The organism is Streptomyces sp. CA-251247 (assembly GCF_050952975.1).
Classification (GTDB): Bacteria; Actinomycetota; Actinomycetes; order Streptomycetales; family Streptomycetaceae; genus Streptomyces; species Streptomyces achmelvichensis.
In genome coordinates this window covers 5,587,222-5,612,225 of sequence record NZ_CP191861.1, presented here as the reverse complement: position 1 = coordinate 5,612,225, position 25,004 = coordinate 5,587,222, and the positions used below count along the sequence as shown (strand labels likewise).

At 69.0% G+C, this 25,004-nt stretch carries 25 protein-coding genes; 7 read left to right on the top strand and 18 right to left on the bottom strand.

Annotated features, from left to right (window positions below; genetic code table 11):
• Nucleotides 1-8: 8 nt before the first annotated feature.
• The gene (locus tag ACQPWZ_RS25035; RefSeq protein ID WP_266487491.1) at nt 9-401 is read right to left on the bottom strand and encodes an SCO5389 family protein; all 393 of its coding nucleotides are present in this window, start codon (nt 399-401) and stop codon (nt 9-11) included.
• 239 nt (nt 402-640) lie between these two features.
• On the opposite strand from ACQPWZ_RS25035, the gene nucS reads away from it, so the two are divergent.
• Nucleotides 641-1,312: an endonuclease NucS gene (nucS, locus tag ACQPWZ_RS25030; RefSeq protein WP_313944051.1), complete on the top strand. Its 672-nt coding sequence runs from the start codon at nt 641-643 to the stop codon at nt 1,310-1,312.
• 363 nt (nt 1,313-1,675) lie between these two features.
• Here the strand turns inward: nucS and ACQPWZ_RS25025 are convergent, their stop codons facing one another.
• From ACQPWZ_RS25025 to ACQPWZ_RS25010, 4 genes are all read right to left on the bottom strand, one after another.
• Nucleotides 1,676-4,153, bottom strand: coding sequence for an ATP-binding protein (locus ACQPWZ_RS25025; protein ID WP_433572424.1), 2,478 nt, complete (start codon nt 4,151-4,153; stop codon nt 1,676-1,678).
• Between the two features lie 333 nt (nt 4,154-4,486).
• Nucleotides 4,487-4,810 carry an STAS domain-containing protein gene (locus tag ACQPWZ_RS25020; RefSeq protein WP_327680122.1) on the bottom strand — a complete coding sequence of 108 codons (324 nt, stop codon included), beginning with the start codon at nt 4,808-4,810 and terminating at the stop codon, nt 4,487-4,489.
• A 167-nt stretch (nt 4,811-4,977) separates the two neighbouring features.
• Nucleotides 4,978-5,826 (bottom strand): 3-hydroxyacyl-CoA dehydrogenase family protein, encoded by an 849-nt coding sequence (locus tag ACQPWZ_RS25015; protein WP_327680124.1) that lies wholly within the window; start codon nt 5,824-5,826, stop codon nt 4,978-4,980.
• 125 nt (nt 5,827-5,951) lie between these two features.
• Nucleotides 5,952-6,593, bottom strand: a complete 642-nt coding sequence (locus ACQPWZ_RS25010; RefSeq protein ID WP_340475442.1) for a TetR/AcrR family transcriptional regulator — start codon at nt 6,591-6,593, stop codon at nt 5,952-5,954.
• A gap of 79 nt (nt 6,594-6,672) precedes the next feature.
• Between ACQPWZ_RS25010 and ACQPWZ_RS25005 the strand changes: the two genes are divergently transcribed.
• Genes ACQPWZ_RS25005 through ACQPWZ_RS24995 form a run of 3 tightly spaced genes read left to right on the top strand, consistent with a single transcriptional unit; the run spans nt 6,673 to nt 8,817 of the window.
• Nucleotides 6,673-7,455 carry an ABC transporter ATP-binding protein gene (locus ACQPWZ_RS25005; RefSeq protein WP_433572423.1) on the top strand — a complete coding sequence of 261 codons (783 nt, stop codon included), beginning with the start codon at nt 6,673-6,675 and terminating at the stop codon, nt 7,453-7,455.
• A gap of 20 nt (nt 7,456-7,475) precedes the next feature.
• A complete protein-coding gene (locus ACQPWZ_RS25000; RefSeq protein WP_433572422.1) occupies nt 7,476-8,231 on the top strand; it encodes an ABC transporter permease in 756 nt (251 codons plus the stop codon).
• A gap of 13 nt (nt 8,232-8,244) precedes the next feature.
• Nucleotides 8,245-8,817 carry a cob(I)yrinic acid a,c-diamide adenosyltransferase gene (locus ACQPWZ_RS24995; RefSeq protein WP_356705477.1) on the top strand — a complete coding sequence of 191 codons (573 nt, stop codon included), beginning with the start codon at nt 8,245-8,247 and terminating at the stop codon, nt 8,815-8,817.
• A 35-nt stretch (nt 8,818-8,852) separates the two neighbouring features.
• Here the strand turns inward: ACQPWZ_RS24995 and ACQPWZ_RS24990 are convergent, their stop codons facing one another.
• Nucleotides 8,853-9,434, bottom strand: a complete 582-nt coding sequence (locus tag ACQPWZ_RS24990) for a hypothetical protein (protein WP_433572421.1) — start codon at nt 9,432-9,434, stop codon at nt 8,853-8,855.
• 150 nt (nt 9,435-9,584) lie between these two features.
• On the opposite strand from ACQPWZ_RS24990, the gene ACQPWZ_RS24985 reads away from it, so the two are divergent.
• The 3 genes from ACQPWZ_RS24985 (at nt 9,585) to ACQPWZ_RS24975 (ending at nt 13,458) form a co-directional block, all read left to right on the top strand.
• Complete coding sequence (locus tag ACQPWZ_RS24985; protein ID WP_383233714.1) at nt 9,585-10,790, top strand: sensor histidine kinase; 1,206 nt, start codon at nt 9,585-9,587, stop codon at nt 10,788-10,790.
• The gene (locus tag ACQPWZ_RS24980) at nt 10,787-11,452 is read left to right on the top strand and encodes a response regulator (RefSeq protein WP_433572420.1); all 666 of its coding nucleotides are present in this window, start codon (nt 10,787-10,789) and stop codon (nt 11,450-11,452) included. Before ACQPWZ_RS24985 ends, ACQPWZ_RS24980 begins: the two co-directional genes overlap by 4 nt.
• Nucleotides 11,453-11,610: 158 nt before the next feature.
• Nucleotides 11,611-13,458, top strand: a complete 1,848-nt coding sequence (locus ACQPWZ_RS24975; protein WP_433572419.1) for a glycosyl hydrolase family 18 protein — start codon at nt 11,611-11,613, stop codon at nt 13,456-13,458.
• Between the two features lie 94 nt (nt 13,459-13,552).
• On the opposite strand, the gene ACQPWZ_RS24970 is transcribed toward ACQPWZ_RS24975, so the two are convergent.
• The 12 genes from ACQPWZ_RS24970 to glyA form a co-directional block, all read right to left on the bottom strand.
• Nucleotides 13,553-14,002 (bottom strand): DUF2550 domain-containing protein, encoded by a 450-nt coding sequence (locus tag ACQPWZ_RS24970; protein ID WP_340475432.1) that lies wholly within the window; start codon nt 14,000-14,002, stop codon nt 13,553-13,555.
• A gap of 139 nt (nt 14,003-14,141) precedes the next feature.
• Complete coding sequence (locus tag ACQPWZ_RS24965; protein ID WP_340475431.1) at nt 14,142-14,525, bottom strand: F0F1 ATP synthase subunit epsilon; 384 nt, start codon at nt 14,523-14,525, stop codon at nt 14,142-14,144.
• A gap of 111 nt (nt 14,526-14,636) precedes the next feature.
• Nucleotides 14,637-16,079, bottom strand: coding sequence for a F0F1 ATP synthase subunit beta (gene atpD, locus ACQPWZ_RS24960; RefSeq protein ID WP_383233703.1), 1,443 nt, complete (start codon nt 16,077-16,079; stop codon nt 14,637-14,639).
• Nucleotides 16,079-16,996, bottom strand: coding sequence for a F0F1 ATP synthase subunit gamma (locus tag ACQPWZ_RS24955; RefSeq protein WP_340475429.1), 918 nt, complete (start codon nt 16,994-16,996; stop codon nt 16,079-16,081). The genes atpD and ACQPWZ_RS24955 overlap by 1 nt, the downstream gene beginning before the upstream one ends.
• Before the next feature lie 20 nt (nt 16,997-17,016).
• Entirely contained in the window at nt 17,017-18,609 is a 1,593-nt protein-coding gene (gene atpA / locus ACQPWZ_RS24950; RefSeq protein ID WP_313944066.1) for a F0F1 ATP synthase subunit alpha, read from the bottom strand.
• Between the two features lie 143 nt (nt 18,610-18,752).
• Nucleotides 18,753-19,568 carry a F0F1 ATP synthase subunit delta gene (locus ACQPWZ_RS24945; RefSeq protein WP_340475428.1) on the bottom strand — a complete coding sequence of 272 codons (816 nt, stop codon included), beginning with the start codon at nt 19,566-19,568 and terminating at the stop codon, nt 18,753-18,755.
• Complete coding sequence (locus tag ACQPWZ_RS24940; protein ID WP_433572418.1) at nt 19,565-20,113, bottom strand: F0F1 ATP synthase subunit B; 549 nt, start codon at nt 20,111-20,113, stop codon at nt 19,565-19,567. Before ACQPWZ_RS24940 ends, ACQPWZ_RS24945 begins: the two co-directional genes overlap by 4 nt.
• 39 nt (nt 20,114-20,152) lie before the next feature.
• Nucleotides 20,153-20,389: an ATP synthase F0 subunit C gene (gene atpE, locus ACQPWZ_RS24935; RefSeq protein WP_313944069.1), complete on the bottom strand. Its 237-nt coding sequence runs from the start codon at nt 20,387-20,389 to the stop codon at nt 20,153-20,155.
• A 74-nt stretch (nt 20,390-20,463) separates the two neighbouring features.
• Nucleotides 20,464-21,234, bottom strand: coding sequence for a F0F1 ATP synthase subunit A (gene atpB / locus ACQPWZ_RS24930; protein WP_383233716.1), 771 nt, complete (start codon nt 21,232-21,234; stop codon nt 20,464-20,466).
• Nucleotides 21,235-21,507: 273 nt separating this feature from the next.
• Nucleotides 21,508-21,945, bottom strand: a complete 438-nt coding sequence (locus ACQPWZ_RS24925) for a hypothetical protein (RefSeq protein ID WP_340475426.1) — start codon at nt 21,943-21,945, stop codon at nt 21,508-21,510.
• A 261-nt stretch (nt 21,946-22,206) separates the two neighbouring features.
• Nucleotides 22,207-23,571 (bottom strand): MraY family glycosyltransferase, encoded by a 1,365-nt coding sequence (locus ACQPWZ_RS24920; protein WP_433572417.1) that lies wholly within the window; start codon nt 23,569-23,571, stop codon nt 22,207-22,209.
• 105 nt (nt 23,572-23,676) lie between these two features.
• Nucleotides 23,677-24,948 carry a serine hydroxymethyltransferase gene (gene glyA / locus ACQPWZ_RS24915; RefSeq protein ID WP_340475424.1) on the bottom strand — a complete coding sequence of 424 codons (1,272 nt, stop codon included), beginning with the start codon at nt 24,946-24,948 and terminating at the stop codon, nt 23,677-23,679.
• Between the last annotated feature and the right edge of the window lie 56 nt (nt 24,949-25,004).

Below are 25,004 nucleotides of genomic sequence, written 5' to 3'. Positions count from 1 at the left end.
CAAGGAGATCAGCAGTCGCGCAGTTCGGGCGACTGATTGAGCAACTGGCCCCGTATGGAAGTGAAGCGGGCGAGCCGCTCGTCCACCGATGAATCCAGCGGGAACACCGCAACGCGGTGGCAGTTCTGGAATGCCAGACGCACTCCGAAGTGCCGCTGCAGCGCACCGCGAATGGCATCACTCGCGAGTGCACGCAGCAGCTGACCACGTGCCTGCTCGTCCGGCGGAGGCGTCTGGTTGTCGGCGAAGTCCCCGCCGTCGACCTTCAGCTGTGCCACCAGCGAACTGATCATCTCCCATGCAAAGGGCAGGGAGGTCCGGACGCAGTCGACGAATGCTGCTTCATCGACCTCGCCTCGCTCGGCCTGTTCCAAAAGCGCCGGTGAGACGTCGAGCGACATGGGTTCTCCTCTCGCGACCCCGGGTCGACGGGGCCTTACGGGCAGGGAAGGAGGGTGCCGGGCACGACGACATGAGCCACGCATGACGACGCAGAGTGCACAACCGACAACCTCCTGCATCCACGGTAAGTGCGCAGTCCTGACGACACCAGGAGATTGGGAGCACAACCGGCCATTAACGAACGGGGCTTGTAGGGCGAATCGCGCGCGACCGCGTGCGTCGAGTAGCGTTGCCGACCATGCGTCTTGTCATCGCCCGCTGCTCCGTGGACTACGCGGGCCGGCTCACCGCCCACCTGCCCTCTGCACCCCGTCTGATCCTGGTCAAGGCGGACGGCAGCGTCTCGATCCACGCTGACGACAGGGCCTACAAACCACTGAACTGGATGTCCCCTCCCTGCACGCTCAAGGAAGGCTCCGACGAAAACGACAGCGTGTGGACGGTCATCAACAAAGCGGGCGAGAAACTGATCATCACGATGGAGGAAATCCTCCACGACTCCTCGCACGAGCTCGGCGTGGACCCCGGCCTGATCAAGGACGGTGTGGAGGCGCATCTGCAGGAACTCCTCGCCGACCGCATCGAGACGCTGGGCGAGGGCTACAGCCTCATCCGCCGCGAATACCCCACAGCCATCGGCCCGGTGGACATCCTGTGCCGTGACGCGGACGGCGCGACGGTCGCGGTGGAGATCAAGCGCCGTGGCGAGATCGACGGCGTGGAACAGCTGACGCGCTACCTCGAACTGCTGAACAGGGACCCGCATCTGGCGCCGGTGAAGGGCGTGTTCGCGGCCCAGGAGATCAAACCGCAGGCACGGGTGCTGGCGACGGACCGGGGCATCGGGTGTGTGGTGCTGGACTACAACGCGATGCGGGGCATCGAGGACGACAAGCTGCGGCTGTTCTGAGCGGGGGCCGGTGTTTCTCGGGGGCGCTGCCCCCGAGTGCCCCCGGTCCTCAATCGCCGGACGGGCTGGATTACCACGGCCCACACACCAAGCCCCGCCGGACGGGCTGGACAACCAAGCCCCGCCGGCGATTGAGGCGCGGGGTCCGGGGCAGCGCCCCGCAAGCACCCGCGCTTCACGCCGCGACGGCGGCACCGCCCTCCGGGCGATGTCCTCAATCGCCGGACGGGCTGGGTTACCACGGCCCGCACACCAAGCCCTCCGGACGAGGCGCAAAGTCCCGGCAGGGGCATGCACATCAAGCCCCGCCGGCGATTGAGGCGCGGGGTCCGGGGCAGCGCCCCGCAACAACCCGCGCCCTCGTCAGATGACCGGCTCCCCCGCCGGATCCGACACCGACGGCGCACTGCTCGTCATCGGCGCACCCGACGATTCGCTGGGCCCACCCGCTGACGTGCCCTCCTCGGCCGGCGTGCCTGGCGTCGTCGGCGGCGTCGTCGTGGGCGGCGGCTCACTCGATGACGGGGGCGTCGTCGTGGGCGGCGGTGTCGTGGGCGGCTCACTCGACGACGGAGGCCTCGTCGTCGACGACTTCGTCGGCTTCGGCTTCCCCGACGACGGCTCACCCCCCGGCTCCGACCTGCTCGGCGAGACCCCGCCCCCGGGCCCTTCCTCCCCGTCCGTCGACGCGCTCGACCCCGGAGTCACCGCTCCCGACGGGTCCGGGACATCGGACGGGTCGCTCGGACCGTCGTCCGAGCCGTTCTCGGGCTCGTCCGCGGTGAGACCGTCCTGGCCTTCGTCCTGGTTCGCCGACCGGCCGTTGCCGACCTTGTCGCTCGGCGGGTCCTGGTTGTCCGAGGTCGCGCCCAGCGTGACCACCGTGCCGAGCACGACGGCGAGCAGCGCGCCCGCACCCGCGGCGACGAGGTTGCGGCCGCTGCCGAGTACCGCGGGGCGCCGGCGCTTCTGCGTGCTCCCGTTGACCGGCGTACGGCTCGCGACCAGCGTCTCCGGCGTCGTGCCGGTCGTGGAAGACGTGGAAGACGCCGCCCGCGACGCCCCGAGGCCCGCGAGCGGCACGGGCAGGTTCGCCGGCGCGCCCTTCGCGGGCGAGGAGGGCTCCTTCTGGCGCGCCGGGGCCGCTTCCTTGCCCGCCGGGACGGCAGTGGCGGGAACGCTCGGCACGAGCCCGTTCTCGCGGTCCGTGACGAGCGCGAGCGCCCGCCGTCCGGCGACGGTTCCGCTCTTGTCGGCGAGTGCGCCGCGCAGGGCGATCGACGCCTCCAGCTCGGCGCGCGCCCGGTCCAGGCTGTCCGTGCAGAGCGCCAGGATGCCCAATTCATGATGGAAGTAGGCCTCTTCGGCCACTTCGCCCGCTATTCGAGCGGCTTCGGATCCCACCCGCAGGACACGTTCCCACGCGCCCCAGTGCATCCCGGCCGCAAAGGCGGGCGCGGCGCTGCGGGCGAGCAGGACGGCCGCGCTGGGGTGGCCCGCCTCCGTGCCCGGCACCAGCGCCGCGAGAGCGGCCAGCAGGGCGTCCGACTCGGCCACGGCGCGCTCGGGGGTGACGGACGGGTGTCCGGCCCACCAGGCGTAGTGCTGGGCCGCCGTGTGTGCGTGGGCCGCCGCGTCCTCGGCGTACCCCTTCTCCGTGAGCTGGGCCGGCACACCGGCGGCCAGCCGGTAGCGTCCGCCGACCGGCGAGAGCAGGCCGCAACTCATCAGTTCGCCGAGTGCCGCGTCCGCGTGGGTGTCCCCCACGAGCGCGGGGAGGTGTGCCTGGTGCGGCACCTCGCCGCCGAGTGCGACCGCGAAGCGCAGGGTCTCCCGGGCGGAGTCGCTCAGCCGGGAGGCCAGCAGCGCGGCGGGCGCCGCGCCCTCGCCCAGGCTGGGCAGTGGTACGTCGTTGCCCTCGGCCGCGTCGTACGGCGCGTACGCCTCGAAGGCCTCCGGGTCGGCGCGGAGTTCGTCGCACTGCCGCAACAGCGCGCCCGCCTGCACGAAGCGCAGCGGAAGGCCCTCGGACTCGAACCAGAGGTCGCCCGCCCAGTTCGTCTCGTCCTCGGTCAACGGCCGTTCGACGGTGCGCTGGAGGAGGTCCAGCGAGGCGGCGCGGCCGAGGCCCGTGAGGCCGACCTCTTCGAGGTGCGCATCGGCGCCGGGCGCCGGGACGTCGGGGGTGGCGGCGAGGAGGAAGGCGCACTCGGGTGCCGCGTCGAGCAGTTCGGCGAGCGACGGGCCGCCGAATTCGAGGTCGTCGAGAACGACGATCGCGCCTATCTCGCGGACGTGCGTCAGCAGGCCCGCACGGTCGGGCCGGCGCTGCGGCGCCTTGTACACGGCCGCAAACAGTTCGTGCAGCAGATCCGTCGGGGTGCGGTGCAGTCCGTTCAGGCGTACGACGCCGTCGGGTGCGAGCGTGGCGCACTCGTCGGCGACGGTGTCGAGCAGGGCGCTGCGTCCGGAGCCCGCCGGCCCCGACAGGCGTACGGAGCGTCCTCGGCCCAGCAGCCGCACCAGCCGCTCGCGCTCTTCGTCGCGCTCCGGCAGCGGGAGCCGCGGCGCGGGCGGGCCGGGCGGCACGGGCGGCTGCGCGGCGCGCTGGAGCTCGGCCCGTTCCTCGGCGGTGTGGCGGACCGGCGCGGCCGGTGCCTCTCCCGGTGGGAAGGGTTCTATCTCGCTTCCGTCGACCGGATTGACGGTGAGCAGGAAATCGCCCGCGACGATCTGAACGGTGCGCGCGAGCGCGGGCACATGCTGTCCGAAGTCGGGCGTGCCGGGGTCGCGCGGCGGGCGCGGCTGGCCCGCGCCCTCGCCGAAACTGTCCTTGTCCATGGTTCAAGCCCCCCAGATGCGGCTTCGCATAGGTTCGTCCCCGCCAAGATTCTGTTGACTCTGTGGCGGAGCCACGTGCCGATGTCCCTCCCGGCCACTCTGCACGCCCCGCTGTCGCTTCGGGTCCGGTGCCCGCCGCGTGGGTTCGTCAAAACGGCGGGCGACCGAACCCTAGACGGTTGCAGGGTAACGCCGAACCAGGGGGGTGCCGCCCCGCCCGGGACGTCACATTCTCATGAGGATTGCGAGGTGTCGCACGGTGCGCACCCGGGGGAACGTTCATCCCCGGAAGGAGTGATTCCGCCCCAACCCGGGCAACTCCGCCCGGGGGCGTCAGACCCGCGGCAGCGACTCGGCGGCCAGGCCGCCCTCGATCGCGAGGATGCGGTGCAGTCGGGTGGCCACCAGCAGGCGCTGCATCTGCGGCGGCACTCCGCGCAGAACCAGTCTTCGCCCGCATCGGCCGGCACGCCGGTGGGCGCCCATAATGACCCCGAGCCCGGTGGCGTCCCAGGAGTCGAGGTCGGTCAGGTCGAGCACCAGGTCGCCGACTCCGTCGTCGACGGCCGTGTGCAGGACCGTACGGGCGTCCGCCGCGCTGCGGACGTCGAGGCGGCCCCCGACGACCAGCTCGGCGTGGTCGCCCCTGATGTGCATATGCGCTCCCCGAGAGTGCTTCAGTGCCATGTGACTGACTCTGTCTGCTCTGGCTGGCTCTTCTGTCTTGCAACAACTGACTGCCGGGTGGGCCGACTGGTTGCTGTTTGTAAGCGAACCGATACCGAATTCACCCCATGGGGTGATGCCACATCGGTTCCGGAGGATCAGTGCTTGTAGAAGCCCTGCCCGCTCTTGCGGCCGATGTCACCGGCGTCCACCATCCGGCGCATCAGCTCCGGCGGCGCGAACTTCTCGTCCTGGGACTCGGTGTAGATGTTGCTCGTCGCGTGCAGCAGGATGTCCACGCCCGTCAGGTCGGCGGTCGCGAGCGGCCCCATGGCGTGGCCGAAGCCCAGCTTGCAGGCGATGTCGATGTCCTCGGCGGAGGCGACGCCCGACTCGTAGAGCTTCGCGGCCTCGACCACGAGCGCCGAGATGAGACGGGTGGTCACGAAGCCGGCGACGTCGCGGTTGACGACAATGCAGGTCTTCCCGACGGACTCGGCGAACTCCCGCGTGGTGGCGAGGGTTTCGTCGCTGGTCTTGTAGCCGCGCACGAGTTCGCACAGCTGCATCATGGGGACGGGCGAGAAGAAGTGCGCGCCCACGACGCGTTCCGGACGCTCCGTCACGGCCGCGATCTTGGTGATCGGGATGGCGGACGTGTTGGAGGCCAGCACGGCGTCGTCGCGTACGAGTTTGTCCAGCGCACGGAAGATCTCGTGCTTGACCTCGAGCTTCTCGAAGACCGCCTCCACGACGATGTCCGCGTCGGCGACGGCGTCCAGGTCGGTCGTGGTGGTGATGCGCGCCAACGCGGCTTCCGCGTCGGACGCTTCGAGCTTGCCCTTGGAGACGAACTTCTCGTACGAAGCTTTGATGCCGTCCTTGCCGCGGGTCAGCGCCTCGTCGGTGACATCACGCAGAACCACGTCCCAGCCCGCCTGGGCAGAGACCTGCGCGATACCGGACCCCATGAGTCCGGCCCCGATGACGGCGAGCTTCCTGGCCACTGCGACACCCCTTAACACCTGTTTACATTTCGCCTCTCCGGCGGAGGTTAGCGCTCGTGAGGTGCCGTGTGGCGGCGAAGAGATGCGCGTCACGTCTCAGATGACGGACATCACACTGGTACGCGTCATTCCGCGGTGCGGACCGCGTAGCGAAGGACCCGCTCACCCAGCAGCTCCTCCATCTCGTCGAGGAGGACGAGCGCTTCGCGGGACACCTCGGCGGCTGCGCGCCGCTTGACCATCTCCGCACCGATCCAGCCGAGCACCGTGCCGTGCAGCCAGGAGAGCTGACCGGCGACCAGGGAGGGCAGCAGGTCGCCGTCGGCCGGGTCCGCCTCCTGGCGCATGGTGGCCTCCAGATCGAGGAGGCTCTCCTGCTGGATGGCCCACAGCCGCGAACGCAGGGTGTGCGCCTCGGTGATGACTTTCATGAAGTCGGCGTAGCCGTCGAAGAGTCCGACGGTGGGCGAGACCCCCTCGACGGCCTCGCGCAGTTCGCGCAGGACGGCGTCGGCCGCCGACTCTCCGGCGCGTCTGCCGCGCACCCACCGGGAGAGCCGGTCGACGACGCCGCGGCTGCGGTCGAGGAAGAGCTCCTCCTTGGCCGGAAAGTAGTTGTAGACGGTGTTGACCGACACATCGGCGGCCTCGGCGATCTCGGCGATGGTCACCGCGTCGAAGCCGCGCTGGAGGAAGAGACCGGTCGCGACGTCCGAGATGTGCTGTCTGGTCTGCCGTTTCTTGCGCTCTCTCAGTCCCTCGGCCATGGCGTCATCGTAGCTTTCTTGGCCAGAACCAAAACTTGGAGTCGTTGCAAAATTTCAGGGACTCTGTTTTTCTGAGGCCATGGCAATCATCAGTACGGCCGGGCTCTCCCGGACCTTCCGCACGAAGAACGGACCCGTGGAGGCGGTGCGCGGCATCGACCTCACCGTCCCGAGCGGCGAGATCCTCGGCTTCCTCGGGCCGAACGGCGCGGGCAAGACCACCACCCTGCGGATGCTCACGACCCTGCTCCCGCCCACCGGCGGAGCGGCCACCGTCGCCGGCTGCGACCTGGTCCGCGATCCGGCGGGAGTGCGCCGCAAGGCCGGCTATGTCGCCCAGTCCGGCGGCCTCGACCCCCAGGTCGGCGTCCGGGAGGAGCTGATCACCCAGGGGAGGCTGTACCGGCTGTCCAAGGAGGTGGCCGCCGCGCGGGCGGAGGAGTTGGCGGACGAGCTCGGCTTCGGCGAACTCCTCGACCGCCGGACCGCCGCCCTGTCCGGCGGCCAGCGCCGCCGGCTCGACATCGCGATGGGCCTCGTGCACCGGCCCGCGGTGCTGTTCCTGGACGAGCCGACGACCGGACTCGACCCCGGCAGCCGTAACGACCTGTGGGATCTCGTACGCCGGCTGCGCGACGACCACGGCACGACGGTCGTCCTGACGACCCACTACCTCGACGAGGCCGACGCGCTCGCGGACCGGATCGTCGTCGTCGACCACGGCGTCGTCGCCGCCGAGGGCACCCCGGCGGCGCTGAAGGCGCGGTACGCGGGCTCGCCCGAGGCCACGCTCCAGGACGCCTTCCTCGCGATCACCGGGCGCGGACCCGCGCCCGTCGACGCCACCCCCGTAGCTGTCTGAACTCTCCTCCAGGACTCCTCATGTCTGCACTCGTCTCCGACACCGCGCTGATCTTCGGGCGGTACTCCCGGCAGACCCTGCGCTCCCCCTTCCAGATCCTCTTCGGCGTCCTGATGCCGCTGCTCTACCTGCTCTTCTTCGGCCCTCTGCTCACCGGCGTGCCCCTGTCCTCGGAGGGCAGTTCCTGGCAGGTCCTGGTGCCGGGGCTGCTGCTCCAGCTCGGACTGTTCGGCGCCTCGTTCGCCGGTTTCGCGGTCATCATCGAGAAGAACCACGGCGTGGTGGAGCGGATGCGCGTCACCCCCGTCAGCCGGCTGGCGCTGCTGCTCGGCCGGGTCCTGCGCGACGCCGTGCTCTTCGTCTTCCAGGGCGTTCTGCTGGTACTCGCCGCTCTGGTCATGGGACTGCGCGTGCCGCTCGTCGGAGCTCTGATCGGCTTCGTGTTCGTCGGCCTGCTGACGCTCTCGCTCGCCGCGCTGTCGTACGCGCTGGCGCTGAAGGTCCGTACCCCGCAGGAGTTCGGTCCGGTGATCAACGCGCTCGCCATGCCGTCGATGCTGCTGTCCGGGCTGATGCTGCCGATGACTCTGGCGCCGGGATGGCTGGACGTGCTCTCCCACCTCATGCCGTTCCGCTATCTGGTGGACGCGATGCGGGACGCGTACGTCGGCCGGTACGCGACGGCCGCCATGCTCTACGGAGCGCTCGTCGCCCTCGGACTCACCGCTGCCGCCGTGACGGTCGGCACACGTGTCTTCCGCCGGGCCGGTGCGTAACTAGGCTGGCCACATGGTCAATCTGACGCGCATCTACACCCGTACCGGCGACCAGGGCACGACGGCTCTCGGCGACATGAGCAGGACCGCCAAGACCGATCTGCGGATCTCGGCATACGCCGACGCCAACGAGGCCAACGCCGTTCTCGGCACCGCGGTCGCGCTGGGGCAGCTTCCGGACGAGGTCGTCGCGGTCCTGGTCCGGGTCCAGAACGATCTCTTCGACGTGGGCGCGGACCTGTCGACCCCGGTGGTGGCCGACCCCGAGTACCCGCCGCTGAGGGTCGAGCAGTTCTACATCGACCGTCTCGAAGCGGACTGCGACCGGTTCAACGACGAGCTGGAGAAGCTGCGCAGCTTCATCCTGCCGGGCGGGACACCCGGGGCGGCCCTGCTGCACCACGCCTGCACGGTCGTCCGGCGTGCGGAGCGCTCGACGTGGGCGGCGCTGGAGGCACACGGCGAGACCATGAACCCGCTCACCGCGACCTACCTCAACCGCCTCTCCGATCTGCTGTTCATCCTCGCGAGGACGGCGAACAAGGAGACCGGCGACGTGCTGTGGGTCCCGGGCGGGGAGCGCTGACCCGCCCCCCTGCTGGGGCCGGCTCCCCGAGGGAGTCACCGACGCTCCACCCGGACCGGCTCGCGGTCGGACGTCGCCTCGGCCGCCGGGGCCTTCTTGGGCCAGATCGTGTACGTGAGGGCGATCAGGCCGTGGATGCCCGCGGTGCGCCAGGCGACGTACATCCAGGTCTGCAGCGGACCGGTCCGGCTCGGGTCGTCCACGTACCAGACGGCGAGCTGGAGCAGCCCGGTGGCGACGGCTGCCGCGATCAGGGTGCCGGTCCACACCTTGCCCTCGTGCTTCGCCCGCGCCATGCCGTAGCGCGGCGGCTTCACCGGCGGCGGGGCGCCGCCGAAGCGGTGGGCGGCGTGGCCGTCGAGCCATGTGATGGTCCGGTGGCCGTGTCCGACCGTGTAGCCGATGTAGAGCGCGGCCAGTCCGTGCTTCCAGCTCGGCTCTCCCCCGTTCTTCAGGTCGAGTGCGGTCACGACCAGCAGGACGACCTCCAGCAGCGGTTCGCACAGCAGCAGGGCCATACCCGCACGCGGCATCTTCAGCAGATAGCGCGTGGCGAGCCCCGCGGCCAGCAGCACCCAGAAGCCGACCTCGCAGATCACGATCAGCGTGACGATCACGGCACTCTCCCTTCGTTGCTTCCAGCGTCCCGGCCGCCCGGCCGCCGGGCGTCGTCGGCAGTGAGGAAGTGGCGCTGCATCCTTCGATGTAGCCGGGGCTCACCCCGCACGAGGAGGCGGCGAGTGTCCGCCGCCGTGTTTCATGGGGTGGTGACCTTCCCCCGCCCGCACCGCGACGATGTGCTCCTGGCCGTGGCCATGCTCTTCGGCGGTGTCGTGCTGTGGTCGTTCGGGCTGCACATCACGGAGACCCGGGACCTCCTGCCCCCGTGGGCGGCCCTGGTGCCGCTCGGCGTGACGGCGTTCCTGGAGCTGCTGCGCAGGACCATGCCGCGCACCTGCCTGCTGGCCGGGACGGTGGCGGTGGTGGCCGACCAGTTCACGGTAGGGAACCTCTTCACCGTGCTGATGTTCACGGACCTCGTCTACGCGTCGGTGGTGTACGGATCACCCGGCACCGCCCGCCGGGTCCCGGTGATCACCGGGCTCATCACCGTCGCCTCGACCATCACCTTCCTCGCCTGGTTCCGCGACCCGGCCGGGCTGCTGCTGGGCGTGGTCACCGGTCTGGTCAGCTTCGCCCCGGCCACCACCGGCGCGATCATCCGCAATCACCGCGAGGCCGCCGAGGCGGCGAAGCTGCGGGCCGAGCAGACCGCGCTGCTCGCCGAGATGGACCGGGTCCAGGCCGTGACCGCCGAGCGCGCCCGGATGGCGCGCGAACTGCACGACATGGTCGCCAACCACCTTTCCGCCATCGCGATCCACTCCACCGCCGCGCTCTCGCTCGACGATCCGAAGACCACCCAGGGCGCGTTGGAAGTGATCCGCGAGAACAGCGTCCAGGGGCTCGCGGAGATGCGCCGGCTGATCGGTCTGCTGCGGGACAGCAGCGACGACAAGGAGCCGGCCGCCGCGCCGACGCTCGACGGACTGGAGTCCCTTGTCGAGCAGGCCCGTACGAACGGCTCGGGCAGCGGGCTCGACTTCGCGCTCGACGACCGGCGCGAGAACGGCGTCAGGCTCCCCGCGCCGGTGGAACTGGCGGCGTACCGGATCGTGCAGGAGTCACTGACGAACGCCCTCAAGCACGCGGAGTCGGGACAGGTCAGCATCGCCCTCGCCCATGCGACGGGCCGGGCCCTCACCGTCACGGTGACCAGCCCCTTCGGCCGCCGGCCCGGTCCGCGCGCGCCGGGTTCGGGAGCGGGCCTGGTCGGTATGCGGGAGCGGGTGGCCCTGCTGGACGGGGAGTTCGAGGCGGGACCCGCCGAGGGGCCTCCGCAGGGTCCGGAGAAGATCTGGTGCGTACGGGCGGTGCTGCCCGTACGGGACGAAGGAGAGCCGTCGGCATGACGCAGGGAGCAGGGCACGTACGCGTGCTCGTGGCGGAGGACCAGAGCGCGGTGCGGGCGGGGCTGGTGCTCATCCTCGGCAGTGCGCCGGACATCGAGGTCGTCGGTGAGGCGGCGGACGGCGAGGAGTCGGTGCGTCTGGCGCGCGAACTGCGGCCCGATCTGGTGCTGATGGATGTGCAGATGCCGCGGCTGGACGGTGTTTCGGCGACGCGTCAGGTCGTCGAGGAGAAGCTCGCGGACGTACTGGTGCTGACGACCTTCGATCTGGACGAGTACGTCTTCGGTGCCCTGCGGGCAGGGGCGGCGGGCTTTCTGCTGAAGAACACGGACGCCCACGATCTGCTGGAGGCGGTGCGCACGGTGGCCCGCGGCGAGGGACTGATCGCGCCGGCCGTGACCCGGCGGCTGATCGCGGAGTTCGCCGCCCCGCGGCCCGTACGTTCCCCCGGCGCGCCCGACCCGGCGATCCTCGACGTGCTCACCCGCCGGGAACGTGAGGTCCTCGGCTGTCTGGGCGAGGGACTGTCGAACGCCGAGATCGCGGCCCGCCTCCTGATGGCGGAGGCAACCGTGAAGACCCATGTCAGCAGGCTGCTGGGGAAGTTGGAGCTGCGCAGCCGGGTCCAAGCCGCAGTCCTCGCGCAGGAGTTGGGCGTCTGAGCGGGGATCCGCCCGGAATTGGCCCGCCTTTGGTCTGGACCTATTGACGATTGGTCCAGACCTTCCTACTCTCACCGCACAGCACGCTGCGGTGAGCCCCGCTCGCGTGCCTGCTCGGACCGACCCGTCTTGTCCGTCCGCAACTCGAGGAGCACCCCTTGAGAACGAGCACCTCCCGCACCGGCGGAAGATTCAGATCCAGAGCGACGGCGGGACTCACCGCCCTCCTGCTCCCCCTGGCCGCCATGGTCGGCCTCGCCTCCCCGGCCGAGGCCGCACCCTCGGCAACCGCCACCTATGCCAAGACCTCCGACTGGGGCTCCGGGTTCGAGGGCAAGTGGACGGTGAAGAACACCGGAACCACCTCCCTCAGCTCCTGGACCGTCGAGTGGGACTTCCCCGCCGGCACCGCGGTCACCTCCGCATGGGACGCGGATGTCACCAGCTCCGGCAATCACTGGACCGCCAAGAACAAGGCCTGGAACGGCTCCCTCGCCCCCGGCGCCTCCGTCTCCTTCGGCTTCAACGGCACCGGCAGCGGCTCCCCCTCCGGCTGCAAGCTCAACGGTGCCTCCTGCGACGGCGGCAGCGTCCCGGGCGACAACCCGCCCTCCGCACCCGGCACCCCCTCCGCCTCCAACATCACCAACACCGCGGTGACCCTCAGCTGGGCCGCCGCGACCGACGACAAGGGCATCAAGAACTACGACGTGCTCCGCGACGGCACCCGGGTCGCGACGGTCACCGGACTCACGTACACCAACACCGGACTCACCGCCGGCACGGACTACTCCTACGCGATCCAGGCACGTGACAGCGCCGACCAGACGGGACCGGTCAGCGGCTCCCGCGCGGTGCGGACCACCGGCGGCGGCACCGACCCCGGACCGGGCGACAAGGTCAAGCTCGGCTACTTCACCAACTGGGGCGTCTACCAGCGCAACTACCACGTGAAGAACCTGGTGAGCTCCGGCACCGCGGCCAAGATCACCCACATCAACTACGCCTTCGGGAACGTCCAGGGCGGCCGTTGCACCATCGGTGACGCCTTCGCCGACTACGACAAGGCCTACACCGCCGACCAGAGCGTCGACGGCAAGGCCGACACCTGGGACCAGCCGCTGCGCGGCAACTTCAACCAGCTGCGCAAGCTCAAGGCCCAGTACCCGAACATCAAGGTCCTGTGGTCCTTCGGCGGCTGGACCTGGTCCGGCGGCTTCGGCCAGGCCGCGGCCAACCCGGCCGCATTCGCCGAGTCCTGCTACCAGCTGGTGGAGGACCCGCGCTGGGCCGACGTCTTCGACGGCATCGACCTGGACTGGGAGTACCCGAACGCCTGCGGTCTGACCTGCGACACCTCCGGCCCCGCGTCGCTCAAGAACGTCATGCAGGCCATGCGCGCCAGGTTCGGCTCGGGCAACCTCGTCACCGCCGCCATCTCCGCCGACGGCACCAACGGCGGCAAGCTGGACGCGGCCGACTACGCGGGCGCCGCCCAGTACGTCGACTTCTACAACGTCATGACGTACGACTTCTTCGGCACCTGGGCCGCCCAGGGCCCGACGGCCCCGCACTCCCCGCTCACGTCGTACGCGGGCATCCCGCAGGAGGGCTTCAACTCCGAGGCCGCCATCACCAAGCTCAAGGGCAAGGGCATCAGCGGCAGCAAGCTGAATCTCGGCATCGGCTTCTACGGCCGCGGCTGGACCGGCGTCACCCAGGCCACCCCCGGCGGCACCGCCACCGGACCGGCCCCCGGCACGTACGAGCCCGGCAACGAGGACTACAAGGTCCTCAAGGTGACCTGCCCGGCCACCGGCACCGTCGCCGGCACCGCCTACGCCAAGTGCGGCAGCAACTGGTGGAGCTACGACACCCCCGCCACCATCGGCACCAAGATGTCCTGGGTGAAGAGCCAGGGCCTCAAGGGCGCCTTCTACTGGGAGTTCAGCGGCGACACCGCCAACGGTGAACTCGCCAACGCGGTCCACACGGGACTGCGGTAAGCACACCGAAGCCGGGGTGGAACGGGTCCGTCCCCGTCCACCCCGGCTTCTTCATGTCCTGCGCACGCCCGGTTCCGCCTGCGCGACAGCCTGCTCAAGCCACATTGACTCGTTGCCCGGGAGGCGCCGCCTCCAGCCAGGCGAGGAAACCGGTCAGCGCGTCCTCGCTCATCGCCAGCTCCAGACGCGTCCCCCGGTGGACACAGCCCAGCACGATCGCGTCGGACAGCAGCGCCAGCTCCTCCTCGCCCTCCGGAGTGCGGCGGGCCACGACCTCGATGGCCGAGCGCTCCAGGACTCGGCGGGGACGCGGAGAGTAGGAGAAGACGCGGAACCACATGATCCGGTCGCCGCTGTACCGGGCGACGCCGTACACCCAGCCCTTGCCGGAGACATCCGTTTCGTCCAGGATGTTCCAGCGCAGACTGCAGTCGAAGGTGCCGCCGGAACGCTGGATCAGGCGACGCCGCAGACCGAAGACGAAGAGCCCGATCCCCACCAGCGCGACGAAGACCAGACCGCTCACAAGCAGAGCGAGGAACATCTCCACCGACCTCCTCGCATCGATCTCGTCATGGTCCGCACTGGGGTTCCCATATGCGCCTGCATTGCCTCAGCCGCGACACGGTCTGGAGGTGTCCAGTCCGGGCCGCGGCTGAGGGCGACAACTGTCGGCGGGGTGCTCAGCGCACCGCCACCGCACGCAGTCGGACGTCGGCACGGCGCTCGGCGGCCGCGTCGTCGTCGGACTTGGCGCGCTCCAGCGCACGCTCGGCGCGCTGGGCATCGATCTCGTCCGACAGCTCGGCAATCTCCGCCAGCAGCGAGAGCTTGTTGTCGGCGAAGGAGATGAAACCGCCGTGCACCGCGGCGACGACAGTCCCGGCTCCGCCTTCAGAGCTTGTACGGATGGTCACCGGGCCCGACTCCAGCACACCGAGCAGCGGCTGGTGACCGGGCATGACGCCGATGTCGCCGGACGTGGTGCGCGCGACGACCAGGGTGGCCTCGCCAGACCATACCTGCCGGTCAGCGGCGACCAGCTCGACGTGCAGCTCAGCAGCCAAGGGTGGCTCCTCGGGTCACCACCCGGCGGTTCTGCCGGGTGTTGGGTCAATTCTACGGGGCGTACGAAAGGGGGCGGGACGGACCCCGCCCCCTTTCACGAGTCACGGGACTCAGGAGACGCCGAGCTCCTTGGCGTTGGCCTTGAGGTCCTCAATGCCACCGCACATGAAGAACGCCTGCTCGGGGAAGTGGTCGTACTCTCCGTCACAGATCGAGTTGAACGCGGTGATCGACTCGTCGAGCGGCACGTCCGAACCGTCCACGCCGGTGAACTGCTTGGCGACGTGGGTGTTCTGGGACAGGAAGCGCTCCACGCGACGGGCACGGTGGACAACGAGCTTGTCCTCCTCGCCCAGCTCGTCGATACCGAGGATCGCAATGATGTCCTGGAGGTCCTTGTACTTCTGCAGGACACCCTTGACACGGGTCGCCGTGTCGTAGTGCTCCTGCGTGATGTAGCGCGGGTCCAGGATGCGGGACGTGGAGTCCAGCGGGTCCACGGCCGGGTAGATGCCCTTCTCGGAGATCGGACGGGAGAGAACCGTCGTCGCGTCGAGGTGGGCGAAGGTGGTGGCCGGGGCCGGGTCGGTCAGGTCGTCCGCGGGGACGTAGATCGCCTGCATCGACGTGATCGAGTGACCACGCGTCGAGGTGATGCGCTCCTGCAGCAGACCCATCTCGTCGGCCAGGTTCGGCTGGTAACCCACCGCGGACGGCATACGGCCGAGCAGGGTGGACACCTCGGAGCCGGCCTGGGTGTACCGGAAGATGTTGTCGATGAAGAAGAGCACGTCCTGCTTCTGCACATCGCGGAAGTACTCCGCCATGGTCAGACCGGCCAGCGCGACGCGAAGACGGGTGCCCGGGGGCTCGTCCATCTGACCGAAGACAAGCGCCGTCTTGTCGATGACGCCGGACTCGGTCATCTCCTCGATGAGGTCGTTGCCCTCACGGGTACGCTCACCGACGCCCGCGAACACCGACACACCGTCGTGGTTGTTGGCGACGCGGTAGATCATTTCCTGGATCAGAACGGTCTTGCCGACACCGGCACCACCGAACAGACCGATCTTTCCACCCTTGACGTACGGGGTGAGAAGGTCGATGACCTTGATGCCGGTCTCGAACATCTCGGTCTTGGACTCGAGCTGGTCGAAGCTGGGCGCCTTGCGGTGGATCGGCCAGCGCTCGGTGGTCTCGCTGTTCGCCTCGGGGACGTTCAGCACCTCACCGAGGGTGTTGAACACCTTGCCCTTGGTGAAGTCGCCGACCGGAACGGTGATGCCCGCGCCGGTGTTCGTCACCGTGGCCTGGCGGACCAGACCGTCGGTGGGCTGCATCGAGATCGCGCGGACCACGCCCTCGCCGAGGTGCTGGGCGACCTCGAGGGTCAGCGTCTTGAGCTTGCCGTCCTCGGCCGGGTCGGCCACCTCGACGGTGAGCGCGTTGTAGATCTCCGGCATCGCGTCGACGGGGAACTCCACGTCGACGACCGGGCCGATGACCCGGGCGACGCGGCCCGTGGCAACGGCCGTCTCAACTGTCGTCGTCATTACTTGTCACTCCCCGCGGTCGCGTCGGCCAGGGCGCTGGCGCCACCGACGATCTCGCTGATTTCCTGGGTGATTTCGGCCTGGCGGGCCGCGTTGGCAAGCCGGGAGAGGCTCTTGATGAGCTCCCCGGCGTTGTCGGTCGCCGACTTCATCGCGCGGCGGGTGGCAGCGTGCTTGGAAGCAGCGGCCTGGAGCAGCGCGTTGTAGATCCGGCTCTCGACGTAGCGCGGCAGCAGGGCGTCGAGGACGTCCTCCGCCGACGGCTCGAAGTCGAACAGGGGCAGAATCTCGCCCTTGGTGCCGCTCTCCTCCGCCGCCTGCTCGATGCTGAGCGGCAGCAGCCGGTTCTGCACCGGCGTCTGCGTCAGCATCGAGACGAACTCGGTGAAGACGATGTGGAGCTCGTCCACGCCGCCCTCGGCCGTGTCCTGCTGGACTGCTTCGATCAGCGGCGCGGCGACGTTCTTGGCGTCCGCGTACGTCGGGTTGTCGGTGAATCCGGTCCACGACTCCGTGACCTTGCGCTCACGGAAGCCGTAGTACGAGACACCCTTGCGGCCGACGATGTAGCTGACGACCTCCTTGCCCTCGCCCTGGAGCCGCTCGGTGAGCTGCTCCGCCGCCTTGATGGCGTTGGCGGAGTAACCGCCGGCCAGACCGCGGTCGCTCGTGATGAGCAGAATCGCGGCGCGGACCGGGGACTCCACCTCGGTGGTGAGGGGGTGCTGGGTGTTCGACCCCGTGGCCACCGCGGTCACCGCGCGGGTGAGCTCGGTCGCGTACGGGGTGGAGGCCGACACCTGGCGCTGCGCCTTGACGATGCGCGAGGCGGCGATCATCTCCATCGCCTTGGTGATCTTCTTGGTCGCGGTGACGGATTTGATGCGACGCTTGTAGACCCGGAGCTGGGCTCCCATGAGTCAGGTCCCTTCCGTCGTCACTTGCTCGTGCTGACCGGAGCGTCGTCGCCCAGAAGCTGGCCGTCCGCGGTCTCGAACTGACGCTTGAAGGCGGTGATCGCGTCGGCGATGGACTGCAGGGTGTCGTCCGACATCTTGCCGCCCTCGGCGATGCTGGTCAGCAGCTCCTTGCGCTCGCGGCGCAGGTACTCGAGCAGCTCGGCCTCGAAGCGCCGGATGTCCTGGACCGGGACGTCGTCCATCTTGCCGGTGGTACCGGCCCAGACGGAGACGACCTGCTCCTCGACGGGCATCGGCTGGTACTGGCCCTGCTTCAGCAGCTCGACCATGCGCTTGCCGCGCTCCATCTGCGCCTTGGAGGCCGCGTCCAGGTCGGAACCGAAGGCGGCGAACGCCTCCAGCTCGCGGTACTGGGCGAGGTCCACGCGAAGACGGCCGGAGACCTGCTTCATGGCCTTGTGCTGGGCGGAGCCACCGACACGGGAGACCGAGATACCGACGTTCAGCGCCGGGCGCTGGCCCGCGTTGAACAGGTCGGACTCCAGGAAGCACTGGCCGTCGGTGATGGAGATGACGTTGGTCGGGATGAACGCCGACACGTCGTTCGCCTTGGTCTCGACGATCGGCAGGCCGGTCATCGAACCGGCGCCCATGTCGTCGGAGAGCTTGGCGCAGCGCTCCAGCAGACGCGAGTGCAGGTAGAAGACGTCACCGGGGTACGCCTCACGGCCCGGCGGACGGCGCAGCAGCAGCGACACGGCGCGGTAGGCGTCGGCCTGCTTCGACAGGTCGTCGAAGATGATCAGGACGTGCTTGCCGGCGTACATCCAGTGCTGACCGATGGCCGATCCGGTGTACGGCGCCAGGTACTTGAAGCCGGCCGGGTCGGACGCCGGGGCGGCGACGATGGTCGTGTACTCCAGGGCGCCGGCCTCCTCCAGGGCACCGCGCACGGACGCGATGGTGGAGCCCTTCTGGCCGATGGCGACGTAGATGCAGCGCACCTGCTTGTTCACGTCGCCCGAGCGCCAGTTGTCGCGCTGGTTGATGATCGTGTCGACGGCCAGAGCGGTCTTGCCGGTCTGACGGTCACCAATGATCAGCTGACGCTGACCGCGGCCGATCGGCACCATGGCGTCGACGGCCTTGTAGCCGGTCTGCATCGGCTCGTGCACCGACTTACGGATCATGACGCCAGGGGCCTGCAGCTCCAGGGCGCGGCGTCCGTCGGTCTCGATCTCGCCGAGGCCGTCGATCGGGTTGCCGAGCGGGTCGACGACACGGCCGAGGTAGCCCTCGCCGACGCCGACGGAGAGGACCTCTCCGGTGCGGCGCACCGGCTGTCCCTCCTCGATACCGCTGAACTCGCCGAGGACGACCGCACCGATCTCGCGCTCCTCGAGGTTGAGGGCGAGACCGAGGGTTCCGTCCTCGAACTTCAGCAGCTCGTTCGCCATGGCCGAGGGCAGACCCTCGACCTTCGCGATGCCGTCGCCGGCAACGCTGACCGTCCCGACCTCCTCGCGCGAGGCCGCGTCCGGCTTGTACGACTGGACAAAGTTCTCCAGCGCGTCCCGGATCTCCTCCGGCCGGATCGTGAGCTCCGCCATCTGGGTTCCCTGCTCTCCTTGTTGGGCCCGAAGTTTCTTAGGGGGTCTGGGGGCCGACCCCCAGGAATCTTCTGCAATTTCTGCACGGCCCAACCGGGCCGCTGGTACTGCTCGTCTGTCGTGTTCAGTTAGTGGCGGCCGGGTCAGCCGGCCATACGACGGGCCACCTCGTCGAGGCGGTCCGCGATGGTGCCGTTGATGACCTCGTCGCCGACCCGCACCGAGATCCCGCCGAGGACCTCGGGGTCCACGTCCAGGTTCAGGTGCATGTCGCGGCCGTACAGCTTCGCCAGAGCGGCACCGAGGCGCTGCTTCTGCCGGTCGGTGAGCGGGACCGCCGAGGTGACGACCGCGACCGTCCGCTCCCTGCGCCCGGCAGCGAGCTTGGACAGGGAGTCGAGTCCCTGCTCCAGGCTACGTCCCCGGGGCGCGGTCACAAGACTCACGACCAGTCGCTCGGTGACCGGATCCGCCTTGCCGCCCAGCAGGCTGCGCAGCAGCTCCGCCTTGCGGGACGGCGACACCGACTTGTCGGTCAGCGCTGCACGGAGCTCGGTGTTGGACGCGACGATCCGGCTGAACCGGAACAGCTCGTCCTCGACGTTGTCGAGCACGCCCCTGCGCTGCGCGGCGATGAGCTCGGCGGTGGCCGCCAGCTCCTCGACCGCGTCGACCAGGTCGCGCGACCTCGACCAGCGGGAGCGGACCATGCCGGAGATCAGATCGGCGGTCTCGCCACCGACCTGACCGCTCAGCAGGCGCGCCGCCAGCTCGGCCTTCGCCTCGCCGGCCTGCGCCGGGTCGGTCAGGACCCGACGCAGCGACACCTCGCGGTCGAGCAGCGCGGTGACGGCGGCCAGCTCCTCGGCGAGCTTCGCCGCGTCGACGGACGTGTTGTCCGTCAGCGCGTCGAGGGACTCGCGTGCGGCAGCCAGTGCCTCGCGGCTCGCTCCGTTCATCGCGCGGCCTCGGCCTTCTCCTCGAGGTCGTCGAGGAAGCGGTCGATGGTCCGGCTCTGCCGGGCGACGTCCTCGAGGGACTCGCCCACGAGCTTGCCGGCCAGCTCGGTCGCGAGCGTGCCCACGTCCTGACGCAGCGCGGCAGCCGCAGACTTGCGGTCGGCCTCGATCTGGGCGTGGCCGGCCGCGATGATCTCCTCACGCTGCCGCTGGCCTTCCGCCTTCATCTCCTGGATGATCGCGGTGCCCTGCTCGTTCGCCTCCTGGCGCATACGAGCGGCTTCATGCCGGGCCTCGGCAAGCTGAGCCTTGTACTGCTCAAGGACGCTCTCGGCCTCGATCTTGGCCGCATCGGCCTTCTCCATGCCGCCTTCGATGGCCTCGCGACGCTCTTCCAGAACCTTGTTGATGTTCGGGAGGAGCTTCTTCGCGAAGAAGAAGAAGACGACGGCGAAGGCGATCAGGCCGACAAGCAGCTCGGGGCCCGGAGGAATGAGCGGGTTCTGCTCTTCCCCGGCCGCCAGCTGAACGATGTTGGCGATCACATCAATGCCTTTCGTCGAAAGTGGTCAGCGAAACGAGGATCACTGACCGTAAACGAACGGCAGAACGATGCCGATGAGGGCGAGCGCCTCACAGAAGGCGAAACCAAGGATCTGGTTGGCACGGATCAGGCCGGCAGCCTCGGGCTGACGGGCAAGAGCCTGGGTGCCGTTACCGAAGACAATGCCGACGCCGATGCCGGGGCCGATCGCGGCGAGGCCGTAGCCGATGGAGCCGAGCGAACCGGTGACGGCGGCGAGGGTCTCAGTGGCAGCCATGCTGATTCTTCCTTTTCATTAACGGACCGGTGGGGGTTGGCCACCGGACGCTTCTTGGTGGTGCGGGCGAGGGCTCAGTGGTGCTCGGCGAGAGCGCCCTGAATGTAGGTGCAGGCCAGGAGCACGAAGACGTATGCCTGGACGGCCTGCACGAAGAGCTCGAAGCCGATCATGGCGATCGTCATCACGAACGAGACACCGGCGGCCGGGATCAGCCAGCTGTTCAGCAGGTACCAGGAGGCGACGGTGAACATCACCAGCATCAGGTGACCGGCGAACATGTTGGCGAAGAGTCGCACGGCGTGCGTGAACGGCCGGACCAGCAGGTTCGAGAAGAACTCGATGAACGAGACCAGCCACTTGATCGGGCCGAGCGAGTTGTCGTAGCCGGTGATGTTCTTCCAGCCGCCGACGAATCCGTGCTTCTTGAACGTCAGAGACACCCAGATCACGTAGACGATCAGTGCCAGCACGATCGGGTACGCGATGATCGATGACACAGGGAACTGTGCCAGCGGGATCACGGACCAGATGTTCATGATCCAGACGAAGAAGAAGATGGAGACCATCAGCGGGACGTACTTCTCGCCCTCCCGCTTACCGAGGGTCTCGTAGACGATGCCGCGGCGTACGAAGTCGTAGCCGGCCTCACCGATCATCTGGAGCTTGCCCGGGACGACCTTTGCCTTCCCGAAAGCCAGCGTGAAGAAGGTGACGACGACCAACGAGGTGAGCAGCGCGAGCAGCATCACCTTGTTGAACTCGAAGCCGCCGACGGTGAAGATCGGCTGGAAAAGGAAGGAGTGCAGGCCCGGTGCCGGAAAGCCACAGCCGTTGTCGGCCATGATGCGGCAGCTCCAGTCAAAGGCGAGCGTGGTCTGTTCAGCACTCACCGCGGGCTCCTTCGGCGTGACGCATGGGTTCGGCAACCTCGTTGTGTCGGAGCGGCGCGCAGCCGCGAGTCGGCACCGGAGTGGTGTTTCGGATGTGGGGGCGGCGGTCAGGCGTCAAAGCCTCGCGTCGAGCAGGCGTCAGCTCGGATGCCCGCGCCCGCAGTGCCGCAGTTGGCACCGGACGATAGCAGGGTCTCGAACGGGCATTTATACCGGCCCTACCTGTCACGTCGCGGACCCCGTCGTTTCGCCCTGACGGGGAGCAGACGGTTCGGGTTCGACGTAGAGCATCTTCGCCTTCATATGGGCACGGGCCTGCGCAGACACCCAGACGAGCGTGGCGGCGACCAACGTCGCGGCGAACGCCTTGGGGTTGAACAGCGTCGTGTCCTTGAACGCCGCGACAAAGATAAAGAGCACCAGCAGCTGCGTCGTGTACAGCATCAGGCCCATGGCCTGGAAGAGCTGCGGGAACTGCTTGGCGGTCCGCTGGAGGACCACGATGCCGATCCCCATGAAGACAATGACCACCAGTGCGCCGACCGCCGCGCCGAGCGCCCCTTTTCCACCGGCGACCACTCCACTGATCGCAGCGGCGATGGCGCCGGCCGCGGCGGTGGGGACGGCGGTGAGAAGGAGTGAGCGTGCGTCGTTGGACGGCATGGCGGCAGCTCCGCTTGCTGGTGGGGGCAGTGGTGTCGTCATGGACGAGCGTAGTCCCGGTCCGAGATGGGTCTCGGGGCCAACCAACCGTCGCACTACGGTCCTTCGGCGCTGTCTCCGGGTCTCGTGAACGGTATCACAAACTATTTGATGAGGTCTTTACCCGAAGGTGTGCCAACTCTCACACATGAGAGTGAACGCGCCCGTGTGTGCACGACAAGCCGTCGCTATGTCTGGTAATAGGCGACATGCCGGAAACCGTCAGCCGCGTGTGCCGGCCTTCCGTCGGTCAGGGAGGCGCGAACGAGCGCCGATCGCTGTCGCTCCGTTGACGCCCGCCGGAATCGGCGTCCGCTCCTGGGGCTCCGCGGCCGCCTCGAAATCCGCGGTACCGGCCACGGCCGGCTCGCCCTGCGCACCGTGTGCCGACGAGGACTGCGTGAGGTGCGGCTGCACCGCACGCCGGCGGTAACGGGGCGGGACGAACGCCTCGGCCCAGCGGGGTGCCCGCGGGGTGAAGCGCGGCAGCAGCAGAAGCACCAGGCCGACGGCGCTCAGGGCGACGACGAGCATCACGATCCACATGGACGCCGAGTGCACGGAGTACGCGACCACGCCGAACGCGATCAGCGCCGACCAGAAGTACATGATCAGGACCGCGCGGCTGTGCGAATGTCCGATCTCCAGCAGCCGGTGGTGAAGGTGCCCGCGGTCCGCGGCGAACGGCGACTGGCCGTTCCAGGTGCGGCGGACGATCGCCAGCACCAGGTCCGCGACCGGGATCGCGATGATCGTCAGCGGCAGCAGCAGCGGGATGAAGACCGGTAGTGCCGCGTGCGTGGCCTCACGGGTGCTGCCCTCGAAGATCTTGAGAGCGTCCGGGTCCACCTGGCCGGTCACCGAGATCGCGGCCGCCGCCAGCACCAGACCGATCAGCATCGATCCCGAGTCGCCCATGAAGATGCGCGCCGGATGCATGTTGTGCGGCAGGAAGCCGAGGCACATGCCCATCAGGATGGCGGTGAACAGGCTGGCGGGGGCCGCCGCCTCGATTCCGTAGCTGAACCAGATGCGGTAGGCGTAGAGGAAGAAGGCCGCGGCGGCGATGCACACCATGCCGGCGGCCAGTCCGTCCAGGCCGTCGACGAAGTTCACGGCGTTGATCGTGATGACGACGAGCGCCACGGTCAGCAGGGTGCCCTGCCAGGAGGTCAGCGAGACCGTTCCCACACCGGGCACAGGGATCCACAGGATCGTCAGACCCTGCATCACCATCACACCCGCGGCGATCATCTGTCCGCCGAGCTTGATCAGGGCGTCGATCTCGAACTTGTCGTCCAGGACGCCGATGATCCAGATCAGGGCGGCCCCGGAGAGCAGCGCACGCGGTTCGTTGGACAGCTCGAACACGCTGTTCAGGTTCTGCAGATGGTCGGCGACCAGCAGACCGGCGCACAGGCCGAAGAACATGGCGATGCCGCCGAGTCTCGGCGTCGGCTCTCGGTGTACGTCGCGGGCACGGATCTCCGGCATCGCGCCGGTCGCGATGGCGAACTTCCGCACCGGACCGGTCAGCAGATAGGTCACCGCAGCCGTGACACAGAGCGTCAGCAGGTAATCACGCACGGGCTGCCCCACAGGAATCGCTGGCCATCTCAGCCCCACACCCTAGCTCTGGTCGCCCCATGGTTGAGACATACAGGCGCCGGAGATGGTTGCAGATGCTTCCGGCTACCTCTGGTAGGGCGGAAATCTACCGGCCATCTCGCGCACGTCCGTACGGATCTTCCTCGCCTCCTCGCCCTCTTCACGAATCGCCGCGGTGAACAACGACGCGATCCGGCTCATCTCGGTCTCCCCCATGCCCTGGGTGGTGACGGCCGCGGTCCCGAGCCGGATGCCGCGGCCGTCCCCGTACGGCAGCGCACAGGTGTCGAGGACCAGTCCGGCGGCGGCGAGACGACCGCGCGCGATCCGGCCGTCCACCCCCAGGGGCGCGGGGTCCGCGCTGATCAGATGGGTGTCGGTGCCGCCGGTGAGAACCGCGAAGCCCTCGTCCGCGAGCTCCTCGGCCAGCGCGCGCGCGTTCGCGACCACCCGATGGGCGTAGGTCGTGAACGCCGGCGTCGCCGCCTCCCCGAAGGCCACCGCCTTGGCCGCGATCGTGTGCATCTGGGCGCCGCCCTGGGTGAAGGGGAACACCGCCCGGTCGATGCGCTCCGCGAGCTCGGAACCGCACAGGATCATGCCGCCGCGCGGTCCGCGCAGCACCTTGTGCGTGGTGGCGCACACCACATCGGCGTACGGGACGGGATTGGGCGCGGCGCCGCCGGCGATCAGCCCCATCGGGTGGGCGGCGTCCGCGATCAGATAGGCGCCGACCTCGTCCGCGATCTCGCGGAACAACGCGTAGTCGGGGTGGCGCGGATAGGAGATGGAGCCGCAGACCACCGCCTTGGGCCGGTGCTGTCGGGCCAGGGCGCGCACCTGGTCGTAGTCGATGACGCCGGTCTCGGCCTCGACGCCGTAGCCGACGAAGTCGAACCAGCGGCCCGAGAAGTTCGCGGGTGAACCGTGGGTGAGGTGGCCGCCGTACGGCAGTCCCATGGCGAGCACGGTGTCGCCGGGCCGCAGCAGCGCCGCGTAGGCCGCGAGGACCGCGGAGGAGCCGGAGTGGGACTGCACATTGGCGTGCTCCGCGCCGAACAGCGCGGTGGCACGCTGGACGGCGATCCGCTCGGCGGTGTCGACGAGTTCGCAGCCGCCGTGGTGACGGGCGCCGGGATACCCCTCGGCGTACTTGTTGGCCAGCGGAGAGCCGAGAGCGGCGAGGACGGCGGGCGAGGTGAAGTTCTCCGCCGCGATGAGCTGGAGGCTGTCGCTCTGCCGTTGCTCCTCCCCCAGGATCACCTCGGCGATCTCGGGGTCCTGACGGCGCAGGGCGTCGAAGTCCCCGCCGTGATGGCTGATGCGGGCGGTGTCAGGCGCTGCGGTGACCGGCATCTGTGGCTCCAGGCGTGGGCTGGCCGTGAAGTCCAATGTAGGCCGGTGGGCCGCGC

Bases quoted from the DNA above. Each gene is read 5' to 3' on its own strand.
- ACQPWZ_RS25035 (WP_266487491.1), bottom strand. From the start codon at position 401: ATGTCGCTCGACGTCTCACCGGCGCTTTTGGAACAGGCCGAGCGAGGC.
- atpE (WP_313944069.1), bottom strand. From the start codon at position 20,389: ATGGCTGCCACTGAGACCCTCGCCGCCGTCACCGGTTCGCTCGGCTCC.
- ACQPWZ_RS24970 (WP_340475432.1), bottom strand. From the start codon at position 14,002: ATGTTCCTCGCTCTGCTTGTGAGCGGTCTGGTCTTCGTCGCGCTGGTG.
- ACQPWZ_RS25000 (WP_433572422.1), top strand. From the start codon at position 7,476: ATGTCTGCACTCGTCTCCGACACCGCGCTGATCTTCGGGCGGTACTCC.
- ACQPWZ_RS25010 (WP_340475442.1), bottom strand. From the start codon at position 6,593: ATGGCCGAGGGACTGAGAGAGCGCAAGAAACGGCAGACCAGACAGCAC.
- atpA (WP_313944066.1), bottom strand. From the start codon at position 18,609: ATGGCGGAGCTCACGATCCGGCCGGAGGAGATCCGGGACGCGCTGGAG.
- ACQPWZ_RS24995 (WP_356705477.1), top strand. From the start codon at position 8,245: ATGGTCAATCTGACGCGCATCTACACCCGTACCGGCGACCAGGGCACG.
- ACQPWZ_RS25020 (WP_327680122.1), bottom strand. From the start codon at position 4,810: ATGCACATCAGGGGCGACCACGCCGAGCTGGTCGTCGGGGGCCGCCTC.
- ACQPWZ_RS25005 (WP_433572423.1), top strand. From the start codon at position 6,673: ATGGCAATCATCAGTACGGCCGGGCTCTCCCGGACCTTCCGCACGAAG.
- ACQPWZ_RS24945 (WP_340475428.1), bottom strand. From the start codon at position 19,568: ATGAACGGAGCGAGCCGCGAGGCACTGGCTGCCGCACGCGAGTCCCTC.
- ACQPWZ_RS24925 (WP_340475426.1), bottom strand. From the start codon at position 21,945: ATGCCGTCCAACGACGCACGCTCACTCCTTCTCACCGCCGTCCCCACC.
- glyA (WP_340475424.1), bottom strand. From the start codon at position 24,948: ATGCCGGTCACCGCAGCGCCTGACACCGCCCGCATCAGCCATCACGGC.
- ACQPWZ_RS24980 (WP_433572420.1), top strand. From the start codon at position 10,787: ATGACGCAGGGAGCAGGGCACGTACGCGTGCTCGTGGCGGAGGACCAG.
- nucS (WP_313944051.1), top strand. From the start codon at position 641: ATGCGTCTTGTCATCGCCCGCTGCTCCGTGGACTACGCGGGCCGGCTC.
- atpB (WP_383233716.1), bottom strand. From the start codon at position 21,234: ATGGCCGACAACGGCTGTGGCTTTCCGGCACCGGGCCTGCACTCCTTC.
- atpD (WP_383233703.1), bottom strand. From the start codon at position 16,079: ATGACGACGACAGTTGAGACGGCCGTTGCCACGGGCCGCGTCGCCCGG.
- ACQPWZ_RS24955 (WP_340475429.1), bottom strand. From the start codon at position 16,996: ATGGGAGCCCAGCTCCGGGTCTACAAGCGTCGCATCAAATCCGTCACC.
- ACQPWZ_RS25025 (WP_433572424.1), bottom strand. From the start codon at position 4,153: ATGGACAAGGACAGTTTCGGCGAGGGCGCGGGCCAGCCGCGCCCGCCG.